Genomic DNA, 16,814 nt, shown 5'->3' on the forward strand with positions numbered 1-16,814 from the left:
TGGGGCAGCAACCGCGTCCGGACCGCCGCGCCGGACGCCCCGCACGAGGACAAACACGCCGATGACGGCCGCTGCCCCCCATGCCCCGAAGCCCGAGCGCCGGCCGAACAACCCGTGCTTCTCCTCCGGCCCCTGCGCCAAGCGTCCGGGCTGGTCGGTTTCGGCGCTGGAAGGGGCGCTGGTGGGGCGCAGCCACCGTGCGCCGGACGCGCGGGCGCGGCTGCGCGAGGTGATCGACCGCTCCCGCAGCCTGCTGGGAATGCCGGCGGACTGGCGGCTGGGGATCGTGCCCGCGTCCGACACCGGCGCGGTGGAGATGGCGTTGTGGTCGCTGCTGGGGCCGCGCGGCGTGGACGTGCCGGTGTGGGAAAGCTTCTCGGGCGAATGGGCCGGCGACATCGCCCGGCAGCTGCGGCTGCCCGATGCGCGGGTGATCGAGGCGCCTTACGGCCGGCTGCCGGACCTCGGGCAGGTGGACTGGCGGCGCGACGTGGTGTTCGTGTGGAACGGCACGACCTCGGGCGTGCGGGTGCCGGATGGCGGCTGGATCGACCCGGCGCGCGAAGGACTGGCGATCTGCGACGCGACCTCGGCCGCCTTCGCGATGCGGCTGCCCTGGGACCGGCTCGATGTGGTGTGCTGGAGCTGGCAGAAGGTGCTGGGCGGCGAGGCCGGGCACGGGATGCTGGCGCTCTCGCCCCGCGCGGTGGCGCGCCTGGCCGAGTTCCAGACGGACCGGCCGCTGCCCAAGGTGTTCCGCTTTTCCAAGGGCGGGCAGCCGATCGAGGGCATCTTCCTGGGTGATACGATCAACACGCCCTCGATGCTCTGCGTCGAGGACGCGATCGACGGGCTGCGCTGGGCCGAGGGCGTGGGCGGGCTGGACGGGCTGATCGCGCGATCGGAAGCGAACCTCGCCGCCGTGACGCGCTGGGTGGACGGCAAGGACTGGGTGCGCTTCCTGGCCGAGCGGGCGGAGGAGCGGTCCTCGACCTCGATCTGCCTGCGCTTCTGCGCGCCCTGGTTCGAGGCGCTGGACGCCAAGGCGCAGGCCGCGGCCGCGAAGGCGGTGGCGGAGCTGCTGGCCGCGGAAGGCGTCGGGCTGGACCTGGCGTCCTATCGCGACGCGCCGCTGGGCCTGCGGATCTGGGGTGGGGCGACGGTGGAGGTGGCTGATATCGAGGCGCTGCTGCCCTGGATCGACTGGGCCTGGGCCGAGGTGGCGGGGCGCCACGGCGGCTGAGGAACCCCGCGGCAGGTGCCGCCAAACACGGCGCGCGCCTGCCGGGCGGCGTCGGCCTGCAAGGATCGACCAGCCCGCGCCTCAGGCCAAGCGGGAACCCGGCCCGAGGTGCTGCCGGTCCGACCTGTTCCCCCTCAGAACAGCGATCCGCCGTTGCTGCCGGTGCCCGGGTTGCTGGCCAGCAGCGCGGTGCGGGCGGCGGCCTGGTCCACCAGCGGCAGGCGGGGCAGGTTGTCGGCTCGCGCCAGCACGGCCTCGCCGCCGCCGTTGAAGCCCGGGATGTTCAGCGCCGTGGCGGCCGCGCCGCGGTTCGGGCCGGCCTGCAGGGCGCGGTAGAGCGCGGTTTCCACCACGCGCGGGCGCAGCTTCGGATCGATGCCCAGAGCCTCACGCATCTGGCGGCGGGCCATCAGCAGCTGGGGCTGCAGCGTCGAGATGCGGCCCGTCTGCCAGAGCGGATCGCTTTCCGAGGCCTCGGCCAGCTGCTCCACCCGCAGCGCCGCGAAAAGCGCGCGGTCGGTCTGCCCGGTGAGGCGGCCGGTATGACCGAAATCATCCAGCGCATCGAGTGCGCCGGCGCTGATCGGGTCGCCCCAGCCCGCCACGTCGGGACCGCCCTGCCGCACGGTGCAGCCGCCGGCCAGGAGGGGAAGAAGGATCGCCGCCAGCAGCGGCAGGGTCGAGCGTTGCGCCATGATATGCTAGCAACACCGTCGCGGCCTTGCCGTTGCGGCGCATCGCTGCCACACAGCCCCGCCTTTCGCGACCAGCGCGCGAAGGCGCCAGACCTGCGAGCCGAGATGCCTTCCGACGGTTTCAACCCCGCCCTGCTGCCCGCCGGCCTTGCCGACCTCCTGCCGCCCGACGCCGCGCGCGAGGCGGCGCTGGTGGAAGCGATGCTGGCGGTGTTCGGCAGCCATGGCTACGAGCGCGTCAAGCCGCCGCTGATCGAGTTCGAGGAAGGGCTGCTGGCGGGCTCCGGCGCCGCGGTGGCGGAACAGACCTTCCGGCTGATGGACCCGGTGTCGCAGCGGATGATGGGCCTGCGCGCCGACATGACGCCGCAGGTGGCGCGCCTCGCGGCCACGCGGCTGCGCGGCGTGGAACGGCCGCTGCGGCTGAGCTATTCGGGCCAGGTGCTGCGGGTGCGCGGCACGCAGATCGCACCGGAGCGGCAGCTGCCGCAGGCCGGCATCGAGCTGATCGGCGCCGACAGCCCGGTGGCCGATGCCGAGGTCGCGATCGTGGGCGTCGAGGCGCTGGCGCGCGTGGGTGTCGAGGGCGTGGCGCTGGACATCACCTTGCCCGCCATGTCGCCGGCGCTGCTCGATGCCGCAGGCCTCGCGGGCGAGGAGCGGGCGGCGCTGGCCCGCGCGCTGGACCGCAAGGACGAGGCCGCCGTGCGCGCGCTGGCCGAGCGGGCGGGGCCGCCGGCGGTGTTCCTGCCGGGGCTGCTGGCCGCCGCGGGGCCTGCCGACGCGGCGCTGCGGGCGCTGGACGCGGTGGCGCTGCCGCCCGCCGCGCGCGCCATCGCCGACAACGCCGCCGCCGTGATCGCCGCGATCCGCGCGGTCATGCCGGCGCTGCGCATCACGCTCGATCCGGTGGAGTTCCGCGGCCTGCGCTACCACACCGGCGTCGCCTATACCGTGTACGGCCCGGGCCGCACCGGCGAGCTCGCGCGCGGCGGGCGCTACATGTCGGGCGAGGAGCCGGCGACGGGGCTGACGGTGTACCCCGACGCGGTGCTGCGCGCCGCACCCCGCCTGGCCGAGCCCGCGCGCGTGCTGGTGCCGGTGGGCGCTGATCCGGCCGCCGCGGCGGCGCTGCGGGCGCGGGGCTTCGTGACGGTGGCGGCGCTGGGGGCGGGCGACAGCGCGGCCTCGCAGCGCTGCACGCATGTTCTCCGGGATGGCGAGGCCGTCGCCGATCCCGCATCTTCCGGCGCTGCGGCGCCGTTCCAGACCGGCGCCGATGGGGCGCCTTCTTTCACCGGCGCCGGATCGGCGCTTTCCGGAAAGGACTGAGGCATGGCCAACGTCGCCGTGATCGGCGCCCAATGGGGCGACGAGGGCAAGGGCAAGGTTGTTGACTGGCTCGCCAGCCGCGCCGACATCGTGGTGCGCTTCCAGGGCGGCCACAACGCCGGCCACACGCTGGTGGTGGGCAACCAGACCTACAAGCTGAGCCTGCTGCCGTCGGGCGTGGTGCGCGGCAAGCTGGGCATCATCGGCAACGGCGTGGTGCTCGACCCGCAGGCGCTGCTGAGCGAGATCGAGAAGGTCGGCATGCAGGGCCTCGAGGTCGGGCCGCACAACCTGCGCATCGCCGAGAACGTGCCGCTGATCCTGCCGCTGCACCCGGCGCTGGACAAGGCGCGCGAGGCGGCGCGGGGCGAGAACAAGATCGGCACCACCGGGCGCGGCATCGGCCCGGCCTACGAGGACAAGGTGGCGCGCCGCGCCATCCGCCTGTGCGACCTGACCGACGAGGCGGTGCTGTCGTCCAAGCTGGATGAGCTCCTGCTGCACCACAACACGCTGCTGCGCGGGTTGGGCGCCGAGGAGTTCCGCAAGGAGGACCTCCTGCGTGACCTCCTGGCGCTGGCGCCGCGGCTGATGCCCTTCGCCGAGCCGGCCTGGGAGCGCCTGGATGCCGCGCGCGTCGAGAACAAGCGCGTGCTGTTCGAGGGCGCGCAGGCGGTGATGCTGGACGTGGACCACGGGACCTACCCCTTCGTGACCTCGTCCAACACGGTGGCGGGCAATGCGGCGGCGGGTGCCGGCGTCGGGCCGCACGCGATCGGCACGGTGCTGGGCATCGCCAAGGCCTATACCACCCGCGTCGGCTCCGGCCCTTTCCCGACCGAGCTGCATGACGAGATCGGCAAGAAGCTCGGCGAGCGGGGGCACGAGTTCGGCACCGTTACCGGTCGTCCGCGCCGCTGCGGCTGGTTCGACGCCACCATGGTGCGCCAGGCGGTCAAGGTCGGCGGCATCAGCGGGCTGGTGCTGACCAAGCTCGACGTGATGGACGGGCTGCCGGAGGTGAAGGTCTGCACCGGCTACCGCATCGACGGCGAGGTGGTGGGGCGTCTGCCGGCCAATGCCGCGCTGCAGGCGAAGGCTGAGCCGGTCTACGAGACGATGGAAGGCTGGAGCGAGAGCACCCGCGGCGCCCGGTCCTGGGGGCAGCTGCCGGCGACCGCCATCAAGTATGTCCGCCGCATCGAGGAACTGGTGGAAGCGCCGGTGACGATGCTCTCCACCAGTCCGGAGCGCGACGACATCATCCTGGTGAACGACCCCTTCGCGGGCTGAGCCGTCGCGGCGGCCCCTGCCGGCTTCGGGGCAGGGGCTCCGTCCGCCGATGGCCGCGTCAACCAAGCTCTCGGGCTTTTGGGATGGCCAGTTTGAGGTGGAACGTTACATTCACGTCGCCGCGACACCCGCCAGGGAGTTGCGGCGGAATGGGAGAACGAAGTTCCATGATCACCGGGCACAGGCGTTTATTCTTCGCGGCGGCCCTGCTGACCGCCACGGCCGCGCCGGCGCTGGCGGCCGGGCCGCAGGGCAACGACCCCACCTTCTTCCTGGTGAACAACAGCGGCGACACGATCAACGAGGCCTACGTCTCGTCTTCCCGCCAGGACAACTGGGGTGAGGACCGGCTGGGCGAGAACGTGCTGAGCAGCGGCCTGGCGCTGCGGATCGCGCCGCCGCGCGGGCAGTGCAACAACGACATTCGCGTGGTCTACGACGGCGGCCGCTCGGAGGAGCGTCGCAACGTCAACACCTGCAACGGCTTCGAGGTGGTGTTCGGCCCTGGCAACTCCGGCAGCGGGCGGAGCGCCAATGGCGCCGGGACGGGCAGCGGGCAGACCGGCAACCCGTCCTTCAACCTGGTGAACAACACCCGCCAGAAGATCACCGTGGTGCGGGCCTCGCCCAACAGCGCACAGGACTGGGGCGACGACCGGCTGAACAGCCGCGCCGGCATCGAGCCGGGCAAGACTGCCGCGATCCGCCTGCCGGAAGGCCCCTGCGACTACGACGTTCGGGTGGAATACCAGGGCGGACGGGTGGAGGAGCGCCGCAACATCGACCTGTGCAACGCGGTGAACGTCAGCTTCCCCTGAGGGGCGGCGGGTCCGGCAAGCCTCCGGGACGGGCGCGCGGTTGACGCGGCCCCGGCGGCGGGAACAGAGTTCCCGCCGAACCGGAGGCCCCAAGCGATGAACGTTTCCACGCCCGACCTGCAGGATCAGGCCCAGCGCCGCGGCATGTCAGCGGAGGAATGGCGGACGCGCTGCGACCTCGCCGCGCTGTATCGGCTGATCGCGCATCACCGCTGGACCGACCTGATCTACACCCATATCAGCGCGCGGCTGCCGGGGCCCGAGCACCATTTCCTGATCAACCGCTACGGCGTGATGTTCGACGAGATGCGCGCGAGCGACCTCGTGAAGATCGACCTCGACGGCAACGTCGTGGAGGAGGACGGGCAGAGCAAGCCGGTCAATGCCGCGGGCTTCACCATCCATTCCGCCGTGCACATGTCGCGCCCCGACGCGATGTGCGTGATCCACACGCACACCCAGGCCGGCATCGCGGTGTCGGCGCAGAAGCACGGGCTGCTGCCGATCTCGCAGCACGCGCTGAAGTTCTACGGTCACCTCGCCTATCACGGCTACGAGGGCATCGCCCTCGACCTCGATGAGCGGGAGCGGCTGGTGCGCGACCTGGGGCAGCACGACGCGATGATCCTGGTGAACCACGGGCTGCTGGCCTGCGGGCCGAGCATCGCCAAGGCCTTTCACACGATCTACTACCTGGAGCGTGCCTGCCAGGCGCAGGTGGCGGCGCTGGCGGGCGGCTCGGAGCTGATCTTCCCGCCCGAGGAAGTCCGCCTGAAGACGGCGGCGCAGTTCAACCGCGGCGGCAACGAGGCGCATTTCGAGATGCTCTGGGCCTCGATGCTGCGCTCGATCGAGGGCGTCGGCAGCGACTGGCGCGCCTGAGCGCGGGGTCGCAGAAGGGCCCCTTCCAGGCCTGACCGGGCGGTGCGGGAGGGTCGCGTCGCGGCCCAGCCGGGCTGCGGCCGGTCCGGTTGTGCCGACCGCCCCTTGGGCACCGCTGGTCCGGCGCCCTTCCGCTTCCGGGAGCATGAGTTGAGCGAGACGATCTTCACCGGCGGCCGCGTCTTCCGCGGGTTGCGCGACGCGCCGGGCGTTCCGGGTGGCGCCGGGGGTGGGTTCGCCGAGGCGCTGCTGGTGCGCGACGGCCGCGTGGCGGCGGTGGGCACGCGCGACGATGTCACGGGCGCGGCCGGTGCCGGGGCGCGGCGCGTGGCGCTCGACGGGCGCGTCGTGGTGCCGGGGCTGGTCGAGGCGCACATGCACCTGCTGCCCTACGGGCTGGGGCTGAGCCAGGTGAACCTGCGCCCCGACGACGGTGTGCGCACGCTGGAAGAGTTGTTGCGGCGCGTGGCCGCCCAGGCGGCGACCCTGCCGCGCGGCGCCTGGCTGCTGGGGCGGGGCTACGACCACCTCGTGCTCGACGTGGCACGGCACCCCACGGCGGAGGAGTTGCAGCGTGCGGCGCCCGACAACCCGGTCTGGGTGGTGCGGACCTGCGGCCACATGGGCGTGGCGAGCACGGCGGCGCTACGGATCGCGGAACTGGACGCCGCCGTGCCCGACCCCGAGGGCGGCGCGATCGGGCGCGAGGCCGGGCAACTGACCGGGCTGCTGCAGGAACGCGCGCAGGTCCTGGTGCGCGGGCGCATCCCGGTGCCGGACGAGGCGGGGCTGGTGGCGGCGATCGAGGCGGCAGGGCGCGACCTCGCGAGCCGAGGCTTCACCGCGGCCACCGACATGAACGTGGGCGCCACGGCGGGGCTGGTGGAGATCGAGGCCTATCGGCGGGCGCTGCGGGAGGGGCGGCTGCACCAGCGCATGTGGCAGGTGCTGGCGGCCGATCCGGGCGGCATCGCCGACGCCGCCTGGGACGTAGGCCTGCGCCCGGGGCGCGAGGACCCGATGCTGTGCTGGGCGGCGGTGAAGACCTTCGCCGACGGTTCGGCCGGCGGGCTGACCGCTGCCTTCCGCGAGCCCTACCTTCCCGGCGGCACCGGCATCCTGTGCTACGACGACGCGACGCACCGCGAGGTTCTGGCGCACCATCACCGGCGCGGCTGGCAGCTGGCGATCCACGCCATCGGCGACGCGGCAATCGAGCAAGTGCTCAGCGCCATGGAAGCGGCCGACACGCCCGAAGCGCCGGTTGCCGGGCGGCGGCACCGGATCGAGCATTGCGGCTTCGTGGACGCGGATCAGCGGGCGCGCATGAAGGCGCGCGGCATCCTGCCGGTGCCGCAGCCGGTCTTCATCCACGAATTCGGCGAGGTGTACCGCCGCGTGCTGGGGGATGCGCGGGCCGCGGCGTCGTATCCGATGCGCACCTGGCTGCACGAGGGGCACCACCCCTCCGCGTCCTCGGACAGCCCGGTGTCGAGCGTCGATCCCTTCGGGAACCTCGATGCCATGCTGAGCCGGCGCACGGTGGCGGGCACGGTGATCGGGCCGGACGAAACGCTGACCGTCGAGGAAGCGGTGCACTGCCAGACCTGGTGCGGCGCCTGGTCGCAGTTCGCCGAGGAGCGGCGCGGCACGCTGGAGCCGGGGATGCTGGCGGACCTCGCGGTGCTGTCGCGCGACATCTTCCGGCAGCCTGAGGCGGTGCGCCACGCGCGGGCCGAGATCACGCTGCGCGGCGGCGCGGTGGCCTTCGACCGGCACGGGGAACTCGGCGGCGACTGACGGCTCCGGCGCGCGGGTCGCGGTGGGGCCGGGCCGCGGCAGCCCGCCGCACGGCCGCAGAGTTGGCGTGCAGGGCCGGTTCCCCGCCGCCTCCCGACGTGACACATGTTCTGCCTGGAGCCAATGTCACCCGGGGGAGGTTGTTTGGAACTGGTAACGCCGCAGGCCGCTTCGCCCCCGCCGGATCGGGTGCTGCGGGTGGATTTCACCACCGCCCCGCTGGCTTCCGCCGTCGGAACCTGGACGGGCGAGGGGCTGGCGAGCGACGGGCGGGAAGGATCGCTGGTCTACGGCCCCTACTGGCGGCTTCCGGCGGGCCACTACACGCTGCGCTGCTTCGGCACGGCGGCGGGCGGCGAGGCCAGCCTTTCGGTGTGGCACGACTTCGGACGCAGGCGGATCGCGTCGCGGCGCCTGGCCGGTGAGGTGACCGAGCTCGGCTTCACGCTCCCGGAAGAGGTGAGCAACATCGAGTTCGCCGTGCAGGTCGGCAGCGACGCGCGCTACGTGTTCCGGTACTTCGAGCTGCGCGAGGACACCACGGAGGAACTGCCCGCCGGGGGACGGCCCGCCCGCCGCAGCGACTTCCGCCCCCACGCGCCCTTCCGGCACGTTCTGGGCCTGGGGACCCACTGCTATTCCGCGTACTTCCTGAAGCGGATGGGCTGGCGGCGCTTCGCCGGGCCCTTCGACTGGATCTTCTCGACGCCCGACATGGTGGTCCACTGCATCGAGGATGATTTCGCGACCTTCCTGGACCCGCGACAGCTGGAGCCGGTGCCGGTGGAGCAGCGGAGCGACCCGCGCTTCGAGCGCTGCCACCACCGCTTCTACCGGGAGCGCTTCGGGCTCGACTTCATCTTCAACCACCACGACGTCTGGACCGAGGAAGGGCAGGCCTATCTCCGGCGCAGCGTCGAGCGCTTCCGCGTGCTCGCCCGTGGGCGCGAGCCGGTGCTGCTGCTCCAGAGTTGCCGGGAAGGGGACATGTCGGTGGCGCAGTTCCGCAACACCGCCCGCTGCCTCGACCGCTACTTCCCCAACGGCGTGCTGAATGCCGTGGTGGTGGCGGGGCCGGGCGGCGGACTCCTGCCCGAGGTCACCCTGCTGGCGCGCGAGGGCGAGCACATGATGCTGCGCTACCAGCCGGTCGGGGAATGGGAGGCGACAGCCTTCCGTGAGCCGATCGACGAGAAGATCCTGGCCGAGATCCTGCAGATGCACCGGCTGGACCTCGGCTGAGTCAGGGCAGGGGGCGCCCAGTCCCGCCGCGCACGGTGGGACGGCGCCTCAGGCGCGGGCGGGGCCCAGCAGCAGCTCGGCCACCGCGACGAGGTTCGTGGCCGGGCCGCCAGGGCCGAAGATCTGCCCGGTGGCGTAGGCGCCCTCGATCAGCAGCAGCAACCCGTCACCCGTGCGCTCGGGCTCCGCTGCGCCGGCCGCGGCGGCCATGGCGCGCAGCCGCTCGCGCAGGCGCTCCTTGGTTTCGCGCACCAGGGCACGCGCGGGATGGGTGCTGTCGGGGTGTTCCAGCGCGGCGTTGCTCAGGCCGCAGCCGCGGTAGTCCTCCAGCTCGGTGCGCTCGCTCAGGCGGCGGAGAAACCGCAGGATCGCGGCGCGGGGGTCGTCCGGATGGGCCGCCACGGCGGCCTCGAACCGCCCCCAGAAGATCGCGTCGTAGTCCTGGAGGTAGGCGCAGGCGAGCGCCTCCTTGGAAGCGAAGGCCCGGTAGAGGCTGGGCTTGGTGACGCCGGCGGTCTGGACGATCTCCTCCACGCCCACGGCGCGAATGCCTTCGCGGTAGAAGAGTTCGAGCGCCGTGTCGCGGATGCGGTCGGCGGCGCGTCGGGGGCGGTCCTTTTCGGCGGCGTCGTGGCGAGAGGTCATGGCAACGGAAAACACCCGGCTTGACGATGTGACCGATCGGTACGTATGCAGGCGGAAGAAACGTACCGGTCAGGAACATCGATATGGCACTCCGGCGGCCTTTCGGCCAGCGCTACGCTTTCGTCGTGGTGGGCGCGATCTTCGTGAGCCTGCTGGTTTCGGCCGGGATGCGATCCGCGCCGGGCGTCTTGCTGCTGCCGCTGGAGGAAGCCTTCGGCTGGCCGCGGGAAACCGTGTCGCTCTCGGCCGCGATCGGCATCGCGCTCTACGGGCTGGTGGGTCCCTTCGCCGCCGCGGCGATGGAGCGCTTCGGCTTGCGCCGGGTGCTGGTGGGCGCGCTGATCCTGATGGCCGCCTCGACCGGTTTGAGCAGCTTCATGAGCCAGCCCTGGCACCTGATCGCCACCTGGGGCGTGCTGTCGGGCATGGCCTGCGGCGCGGTGGCGATGGTTCTGGCGGCCACCGTGGTGAACCGCTGGTTCGTGACGAATCGCGGCCTCGTTTCCGGCCTGCTGACCGCCAGCACGGCCACGGGGACGCTGATCTTCCTGCCCGGCCTCGCGAGCCTGGCCGACAGCGGCGGCTGGCGGCCGGTGGTGCTGGTGGTGGCCGCCGCCGCGGCGCTGCTGGTGCCGGTGGTCTGGCTGCTGGTGCCCGAAAGCCCGGCCGCCATCGGACAGCGGCCCTTCGGCGCCGCGCTGGGGGCCGCGGTGGCGCCGCCGCCGCGCCGCACGGGTCTGCTCGCCACCACCTTCGGGGCCCTGCGCCGGGCGGCGGGGACGCGGGCCTTCTGGCTACTGTTTGCGACCTTCTTCATCTGCGGGGCGACCACCAACGGCCTCGTGGGCACGCACATGATCGCGCTGTGCGGCGACCACGGCATGGCCGAGGTCCAGGCCGCGAGCCTGATGGCGATGATGGGGCTGTTCGACCTCGTGGGCACCACGGGCTCGGGATGGCTGACCGACCGGGTGGACCCGCGCCGGCTGCTGTTCGTGTATTACGGGCTGCGCGGGCTGTCGCTGATCTACCTGCCCTACGCGGATTTCAGCTTCTACGGGCTGTCGCTCTTCGCGGTGTTCTACGGCCTCGACTGGATTGCCACGGTGCCGCCGACGCTGCGCCTGGCCAACGAGAGCTTCGGCGACCGCGACGCGCCGATCGTGTTCGGCTGGATCGCCGCGGGGCACCAGCTGGGGGCGGCAACGGCGGCCTTCACGGCGGGGGCGATGCGCGGCGCCCAGGGAACCTACGCCGATGCCTTCATGCTGGCGGGCGCCACGGGGCTGGTGGCGGCGGTGCTGGCGCTGTGCATCCGGCGCCGCGCGGTGGGCGACGCGCCGGGGCTGCCGCAGCCAGCCTGAGCCGGGTTTCCGGCCGTGGCCGCTCTGGCGGCCCGGCCCTTATCGCTTGGAGCTTCGTTCGAGCCGTTCCGGCCGAGCGAGGCCAGCCCCGGCGCGTTGCTCCGGGGCCGCCATGGCATGGCAAGGCGTGGCTGGATGCGGCTGGCGGGGTGCTCCGGAGCGTGGAGCTTCCGGCATCCCGAAAACCCGTCAGCCGGCGTAGGCGAAGCGCACCTCGGCGATGGCCAGCGAGAGTTCGCGCGTGTCGTCGCCGTGGCCTTCGCGCGCCGGGCTGCCATGGGTCAGGCTGTCGAGGCGCAGGACGTCGAAGGCCACAGGCACTTCCGGCGCCACCACGATCTCGCGCCCGCCTTCCCCGTCGCGCAGCCGCGCCGGGGTGTCGCGGGCGTCGAGGCTGATCAGCAGCCGCGGCCGGCCACCGCCGTAGACGTGGCGCAGGCGCAGCGTGATCTCGCGCACGGGGCGCCAGGGTTCGGGGTTCTCGATCAGGCCGGTGGGACCCATCCAGCGGAAGTCCTCTTCCGGCGGGTGCCAGCCTTGGGTGAACTCGGGGCCGCCGGCGCGGATCAGCCGCTCCGACAGGGTTTCGGCCGGCGGCGGCACGGCGCCCGCGATCAGTGCCCGCACGGCTTCCAGCCGGTTGTCCGGTGCCCCCAGGCGCGCTTCCGCCGGCGGCTGCACGGCGATCAGGCCCATGACGTGTTCCACGAAGGCCTCGAAGCGCGCGTCACGCTCCGCAAGGCCCCGGTCGAGGTCCAGCCGCAGCCGGGCGTCGCGCAGGGCGCCGGCGTGTTCCGCGGCGCGCAGGCGGGTGCTCAGCACCGCGATGGATTCGGCGGCGGCACCCGGGGTGTCGGGCCGCAAGCCCCAGCGCGCCACCGGCCCTTCCACCCCTTCGGCGAAGATCTCGACGTGCAGCCCGGATTCGCTGATCTCCTCGGCGCGCAGCGTGATGGAGAAGCGGATCGACGATGCGCCGTCCGGGCGGGGGCGCGGCGGCTCGGCCGCCACTGGACGGGCGGGGCCGCCGTTCACGCGGGCAAAGAGCAGCGGCGCGAAGAGCCCGTTCTCGCGGTTCACCAGCCGGCCGCGCAGAACGCCGTGCTGGGCTTCCAGCTCCTCCACCACGGGGTGGCCGGGGCCGAGCAGCGCCCAGGGGCTGCGCCCGTCCTGCAGCGGCAGCGGCGGCGCGAGGTCGCCGGGCGCGTCCGCCAGCGCGAAGCGCAGCGGCTGCGGCGTCGGGGTGCAGGGCAGGCGGGCGATGGCGATGTCCAGCACGTCCTCCGCCGCGACCGCCCCGGTGCGTTCGGCCCGACCCGCCTCGGCGCCGTTGCACCAGGCGATCAGGGGCGACGGCAGGGTGCCCGCCTGAGCACAGCGAAGCCGGACCGTGCCGGGCACGAGACCGGCATGCTCGAAAGCAGGCGGGGATGACAGGGCGTTGTCGCCGATGAACATGTCGCTCACCCGCATAATCCATAAGGGGTAGGGGTTAACGCTGCAATTACACACAACGGAACGCGTACGTGACCGAACCTCCGGTCAGGGGCCGGCAGCCGGCTGCTGGCGGCCTGGATTGAACGGTTCCGATCGGTATCGGCCAGGATTTCTCGCGCAACCGGAGGTGTCGTCATCCTCCGGTTGCACTAGACCGTGGCGTGAGCGGTCCGCAACATCGCGGCCATGCTTCTCCGCCCTTCCGCACCGGGGCGGCTTCCCCGATGCCGCGTCCCGACCGGGGTTCGGGCTTCTTCAGGAGTGTGCCCGCCTTGTCCGAACTGCACATGTTCAGCCCCATGCCGCCCGACCGGAACGGCGTGGCCGACTACGCGGCCGCGCTGCTGCCCATGCTGAACCGCTGGTACGAGGTTTCGGTGCATGACGGGCGGCAGGCAGGCGCCGAGCCGCCGGACGGCGCGCGGCTGCTGCACCAGCTGGGCAACAGCGCCGGTCACGTCTTCGTGCTTCGGGCGATGCGGCGCCATCCGGGCGTCGCGGTGCTGCACGACCTGACCCTGGCGGTGCCATCGCGACTCGCGGAGACGAGCGAGAGCCCGTCGCTGCGAGCAGCCTTGCAGGAGCGTTCCCCGGGCCTCGCGGCGACGCTGGGGCGGGAATGGCTGGAGCATGGCGGGCAGGCCGGGGCGGCGGCGGCGGTGTTCGACCTCGTGGCCCACGCGCTGCGCGGGTCGCGCGCGGTGGTGGTGCATTCCCGCCATGCCCAGCGCCGCCTGCGCGAGTTCGACCCGGCGCTGGCGGCGCGCTCGGCGGTGATCCCGCACCTGGCGGTCAAGGCGCCCTCGGACCGCGCGGCGGCGCGCGCGGCGCTCGGGCTGCCGTCCGGGCGGACGGTGCTGCTGACCGCGGGCTTTCCGTCACGGGCGAAGCGGCTGGAATGGGTGGCCGAGGCGATGGCCGAGGTGGCGCGGCGGCGCGGCGACGTGCTGTGGGTCCATGCGGGCGAGGGGGATGCCAGCGCGATCGCGCCGGAGCTCGCGGCCGCGGGGCGGCTGCGGGTGACCGGCTACCTCTCGGAAGCGGACCTGGCGGCCTGGATCGCCGCGGCGGACGCGATGGTGAACCTGCGGGCGCCGTCGGTGGGCGAAAGCTCCGGCGTATTGGCGCGCGCCCTGGCCGCGGGGCGCTGCGTGCTGGTGTCCGACGTGGCGGCCTATGCCGAGCTGCCGCGCGACGCGGTGCTGCACCTGCCGGCGCTGGCGCCGCAGCGGGGGCTGGCGGAAGCGATCCTGGCGATCGCGCGGGACCGCGCCCTGGCGGAAGCGGTGGGCGAGCGCGCGCGACGCTACGCCCGCGCCGTGCTGTCGCCCGAGGCTGTGGGGCGCGCTTATCGCGCGGTGATCGAGGACTTCCGCGCCGCGCCGCCGCTGCGCCGGGTGTCGCCGGCGGAACTGGCGGCGGACCGGGACCTGGCCGAAGCGTCGATGCCGCTGGCGTCGCCCGGCCTTTCGTCCGGCGCCCCGCCGCGCGTGCTGGTGGTGTCGCCGATGGTGCCCTGGCCGCCGCGGGCGGGCAACGCGGCGCGGCTGCGCGCGCTGGGGCTGGAACTGGCGGCCCGGGGCCAGCCGCTGGAACTCTGCTGTCCCCTGCCGCCCCAGGGAGCGTCGCCGGGTGCCGATCCCCGGCAGATGGCGGTGCTGGAGCGGGAATGGGCGGCGGTCCACCCGATGCCGTGGCAGCCGCGCCCGGTGCCCTCGCTAGCGGACCGCTGGGCGCTGGACGACTGGTGCCCGCCAAAGACCGTGGAGGCCGTGGCGGCGCTGCACCGCGCGCGCCGCTACGACGCGGTGGTGGCGTCCTATACCTGGATGTCGGCGGTGCTGGAGGCGGTGCCCGGGGCGCTGCGCCTTCTCGACACGCACGACCTGGTGGGTGGGCGCGCGGCGGCGGCCACGGCGGCCGGGCTGCTGCCGTCCTGGTACTGGACCGGCGAGGCCGAGGAAGCCGAGGGGCTCGGCCGGGCCGACCTCGTGATCGGAATCCAGCCGGAAGAAAGCCGCGTGCTGCGCCGGCGCGGCGGCCGGCCGGTGCTGACGGTGGGCCACGCCATGCCGGCGCGACTGCTGGAGCGTGCCTTGCCGGCGGGCGCCTGGCCCTTCGGGATGCTCGCGAGCGGCAATGTCTGGAACATCCAGGCGGCCGCCGCGCTGGATCGGGCGCTGGCGGAGAGTCCCGAGGTTGCCTGGCTGCTGGCCGGTGAGGCACGGCTGCCGGGGCCGTTCCGCTCGGCCGGAACGCGGCTCGGCCCGGTGGGAGAGCCGGAAGAGTTCTACGACCTCGTCGCCTGCGCGGTGAACCCGATGGAGGGCGGCACGGGCCTCAAGATCAAGACGGTGGAAGCGATCGGCTACGGCCGCCCGGTGATCGGGACGCGCCATGCCTTCGCCGGCCTCCGGCCGGAGCACCCGGCGCACCGTGCCGCCGATGCCGCCGAGGTGGCGGGCTGGATGCGGGAGATGACCCTGTCCGACACGCTAGCTCCAGAACTGCTCGATGCCTCGCGCGTGCTGGCCCTGCGCTGGCGGGCGGAGGTGGATGAGGGGCTCGACGCGCTGGTGGCCGCTCTGCGCGGCAACGCGGTGGCGGCCGCCGCCTGAGACGGGCGCCACCGCGTCGCGGCACGGCCCTGGCGGAGAGAGCCCTGGGGGGAGAGCCCTGGGGGAGAGTACGTGTCGGGTTGGCGCGGGTCCTCCGCCCGCGCCTGAACGGGATGACGGCCTGACGCTTCGTGCGACCTAGCGCGCCTGCGGGTGGGCCAGGGCGGGCGGTGTCCAGCCGTGCCGCCATTCCGGCAGCACCGCGGCCGGCATCGGGCGGGCCACGGCATAGCCCTGCGCGAGGTCGACGCTCAGCGCCGCCGCGGCGCGCCATTCCGCCTGGGTGGAGATGCCCTCCGCCACCACGCGCATCCCATGCCTGCGGGCCAGTGCGACGACGCGCTGCGCCGAGCGCCGCGCGCGGGCGCTCGCGGGCAGGGCGGTGGTGAAGGAGCGGTCGAGCTTCACGCCGCTGAAGGGCAGGTGGAGCAGCGCCTCGCGCTCGTCGTCACGGCACAGGTCGTCGATCAGCACCGCGAACCCGGCTTGGCGCAGGCGAAGCAGCGCACGGCGAAGCGGGGCCGGGTCGTGCACCGGGGTGGTTTCCGTCAGCTCCAGCGCCAGGTGGTGCGGGCGCAACCCGTTGTCGCGCAGGATCTGCCGCAGCCAGCCCACCGTGCCGGCCTCCTCCAGCACGGCCAGCGGCAGGTTGACCGACACGTAGCGCAGCGGCCGGCCCCGGCGCAGGAAGCCCGCCAGCTCCGCCGCCGCCCGGCGTGCCACGGCCATCGACAGCGCGAGGCCGAGGCCTGCCTGCTCCACCAGCGGCACGAAGGTGTCGGGGGCCAGCAGCTTCGGCGGCTGCGTCCAGCGGGCCAGCGCCTCGGCCGCCACCGCCGCGCCGTCGCGCAGGCGCACCATGGGTTGGTAGCGCACCGAAACGCGGTCCTGCTCCAGCCCGCGGCGCAGCGTGCCAGCATCTCCCGCCTCGGCGGCCGGGCGGATCTGCGAGCGCAGCGCCGCCAACACGGCGCGGGGGTCCAGCGCCTCGGCATGTTCGCGGTGCAGCAGCATGGCGCGGGTGGGGCCGAAGGGATCGGCCAGCATGGCTTCCAGCCCCTCGGTGTCCTCGGCCAGCCCGTGTTCCAGGATCAGCAGGCGCGGTGGCTGGTCGGCCGCCAGCACCGCGGCGAGCGCTTCGCGCGCCGAGCCCACGGGGCGGGCCGGGGCCTCGGTGCCGGTGGCGCGCACCGCCCCCTGCGCCGCCCGGATCACCGCCGGATCGCGGGCGAGCACCAGGATCGGGCGCGGCTCGGCTGGCTGGGCAGGGGGTGGCGCGGCCGCCACCGCAGGGCTGCCGTCACGGGGCTGCGACGGCGCGGCGCCGGGCTTCCCGTCGGAAGGTCGCGGGTGCGGGTCTGCGGGCGGCGGCCGTTTGGGCATAC

Annotated in this window: 13 protein-coding genes; 9 read left to right on the plus strand and 4 right to left on the minus strand. The window is 73.6% G+C overall.

Features of this window, described 5'->3' with window-relative positions; genetic code table 11:
- Nucleotides 1-61: 61 nt before the first annotated feature.
- Nucleotides 62-1,243: a phosphoserine transaminase gene (locus ACFFGY_RS07570; protein ID WP_377043848.1), complete on the plus strand. Its 1,182-nt coding sequence runs from the start codon at nucleotides 62-64 to the stop codon at nucleotides 1,241-1,243.
- 134 nt (nucleotides 1,244-1,377) lie between these two features.
- Here the strand turns inward: ACFFGY_RS07570 and ACFFGY_RS07575 are convergent, their stop codons facing one another.
- Nucleotides 1,378-1,938 (minus strand): hypothetical protein, encoded by a 561-nt coding sequence (locus tag ACFFGY_RS07575; RefSeq protein ID WP_377043849.1) that lies wholly within the window; start codon nucleotides 1,936-1,938, stop codon nucleotides 1,378-1,380.
- A 105-nt stretch (nucleotides 1,939-2,043) separates the two neighbouring features.
- Between ACFFGY_RS07575 and ACFFGY_RS07580 the strand changes: the two genes are divergently transcribed.
- The 6 genes from ACFFGY_RS07580 to ACFFGY_RS07605 all read left to right on the plus strand — a co-directional run bounded on the left by ACFFGY_RS07580 (nucleotide 2,044) and on the right by ACFFGY_RS07605 (nucleotide 9,305).
- Entirely contained in the window at nucleotides 2,044-3,270 is a 1,227-nt protein-coding gene (locus ACFFGY_RS07580) for an ATP phosphoribosyltransferase regulatory subunit (protein WP_377043850.1), read from the plus strand.
- A gap of 3 nt (nucleotides 3,271-3,273) precedes the next feature.
- Nucleotides 3,274-4,563, plus strand: coding sequence for an adenylosuccinate synthase (locus ACFFGY_RS07585; RefSeq protein WP_377043851.1), 1,290 nt, complete (start codon nucleotides 3,274-3,276; stop codon nucleotides 4,561-4,563).
- A gap of 167 nt (nucleotides 4,564-4,730) precedes the next feature.
- Complete coding sequence (locus ACFFGY_RS07590; protein WP_377043852.1) at nucleotides 4,731-5,381, plus strand: hypothetical protein; 651 nt, start codon at nucleotides 4,731-4,733, stop codon at nucleotides 5,379-5,381.
- Nucleotides 5,382-5,477: 96 nt separating this feature from the next.
- Nucleotides 5,478-6,263: a class II aldolase/adducin family protein gene (locus tag ACFFGY_RS07595; protein ID WP_377043853.1), complete on the plus strand. Its 786-nt coding sequence runs from the start codon at nucleotides 5,478-5,480 to the stop codon at nucleotides 6,261-6,263.
- A 150-nt stretch (nucleotides 6,264-6,413) separates the two neighbouring features.
- Nucleotides 6,414-8,063: an amidohydrolase gene (locus ACFFGY_RS07600; protein ID WP_377043854.1), complete on the plus strand. Its 1,650-nt coding sequence runs from the start codon at nucleotides 6,414-6,416 to the stop codon at nucleotides 8,061-8,063.
- A 144-nt stretch (nucleotides 8,064-8,207) separates the two neighbouring features.
- The gene (locus tag ACFFGY_RS07605) at nucleotides 8,208-9,305 is read left to right on the plus strand and encodes a DUF1796 family putative cysteine peptidase (protein ID WP_377043855.1); all 1,098 of its coding nucleotides are present in this window, start codon (nucleotides 8,208-8,210) and stop codon (nucleotides 9,303-9,305) included.
- Nucleotides 9,306-9,353: 48 nt separating this feature from the next.
- Here the strand turns inward: ACFFGY_RS07605 and ACFFGY_RS07610 are convergent, their stop codons facing one another.
- Nucleotides 9,354-9,950, minus strand: a complete 597-nt coding sequence (locus tag ACFFGY_RS07610; RefSeq protein WP_377043856.1) for a TetR/AcrR family transcriptional regulator — start codon at nucleotides 9,948-9,950, stop codon at nucleotides 9,354-9,356.
- An 83-nt stretch (nucleotides 9,951-10,033) separates the two neighbouring features.
- Here ACFFGY_RS07610 and ACFFGY_RS07615 point away from each other — a divergent pair, with 83 nt between their 5' ends.
- Complete coding sequence (locus ACFFGY_RS07615; protein WP_377043857.1) at nucleotides 10,034-11,314, plus strand: MFS transporter; 1,281 nt, start codon at nucleotides 10,034-10,036, stop codon at nucleotides 11,312-11,314.
- A 189-nt stretch (nucleotides 11,315-11,503) separates the two neighbouring features.
- Here the strand turns inward: ACFFGY_RS07615 and ACFFGY_RS07620 are convergent, their stop codons facing one another.
- Nucleotides 11,504-12,781, minus strand: coding sequence for a hypothetical protein (locus tag ACFFGY_RS07620; protein ID WP_377043858.1), 1,278 nt, complete (start codon nucleotides 12,779-12,781; stop codon nucleotides 11,504-11,506).
- A gap of 302 nt (nucleotides 12,782-13,083) precedes the next feature.
- Between ACFFGY_RS07620 and ACFFGY_RS07625 the strand changes: the two genes are divergently transcribed.
- Entirely contained in the window at nucleotides 13,084-15,429 is a 2,346-nt protein-coding gene (locus ACFFGY_RS07625; RefSeq protein WP_377043859.1) for a glycosyltransferase, read from the plus strand.
- Between the two features lie 138 nt (nucleotides 15,430-15,567).
- Here the strand turns inward: ACFFGY_RS07625 and ACFFGY_RS07630 are convergent, their stop codons facing one another.
- Nucleotides 15,568-16,812, minus strand: a complete 1,245-nt coding sequence (locus ACFFGY_RS07630) for an EAL domain-containing protein (RefSeq protein WP_377043860.1) — start codon at nucleotides 16,810-16,812, stop codon at nucleotides 15,568-15,570.
- Between the last annotated feature and the right edge of the window lie 2 nt (nucleotides 16,813-16,814).

This window comes from Roseomonas elaeocarpi, assembly GCF_042433915.1.
GTDB lineage: Bacteria > Pseudomonadota > Alphaproteobacteria > Acetobacterales > Acetobacteraceae > Roseomonas > Roseomonas elaeocarpi.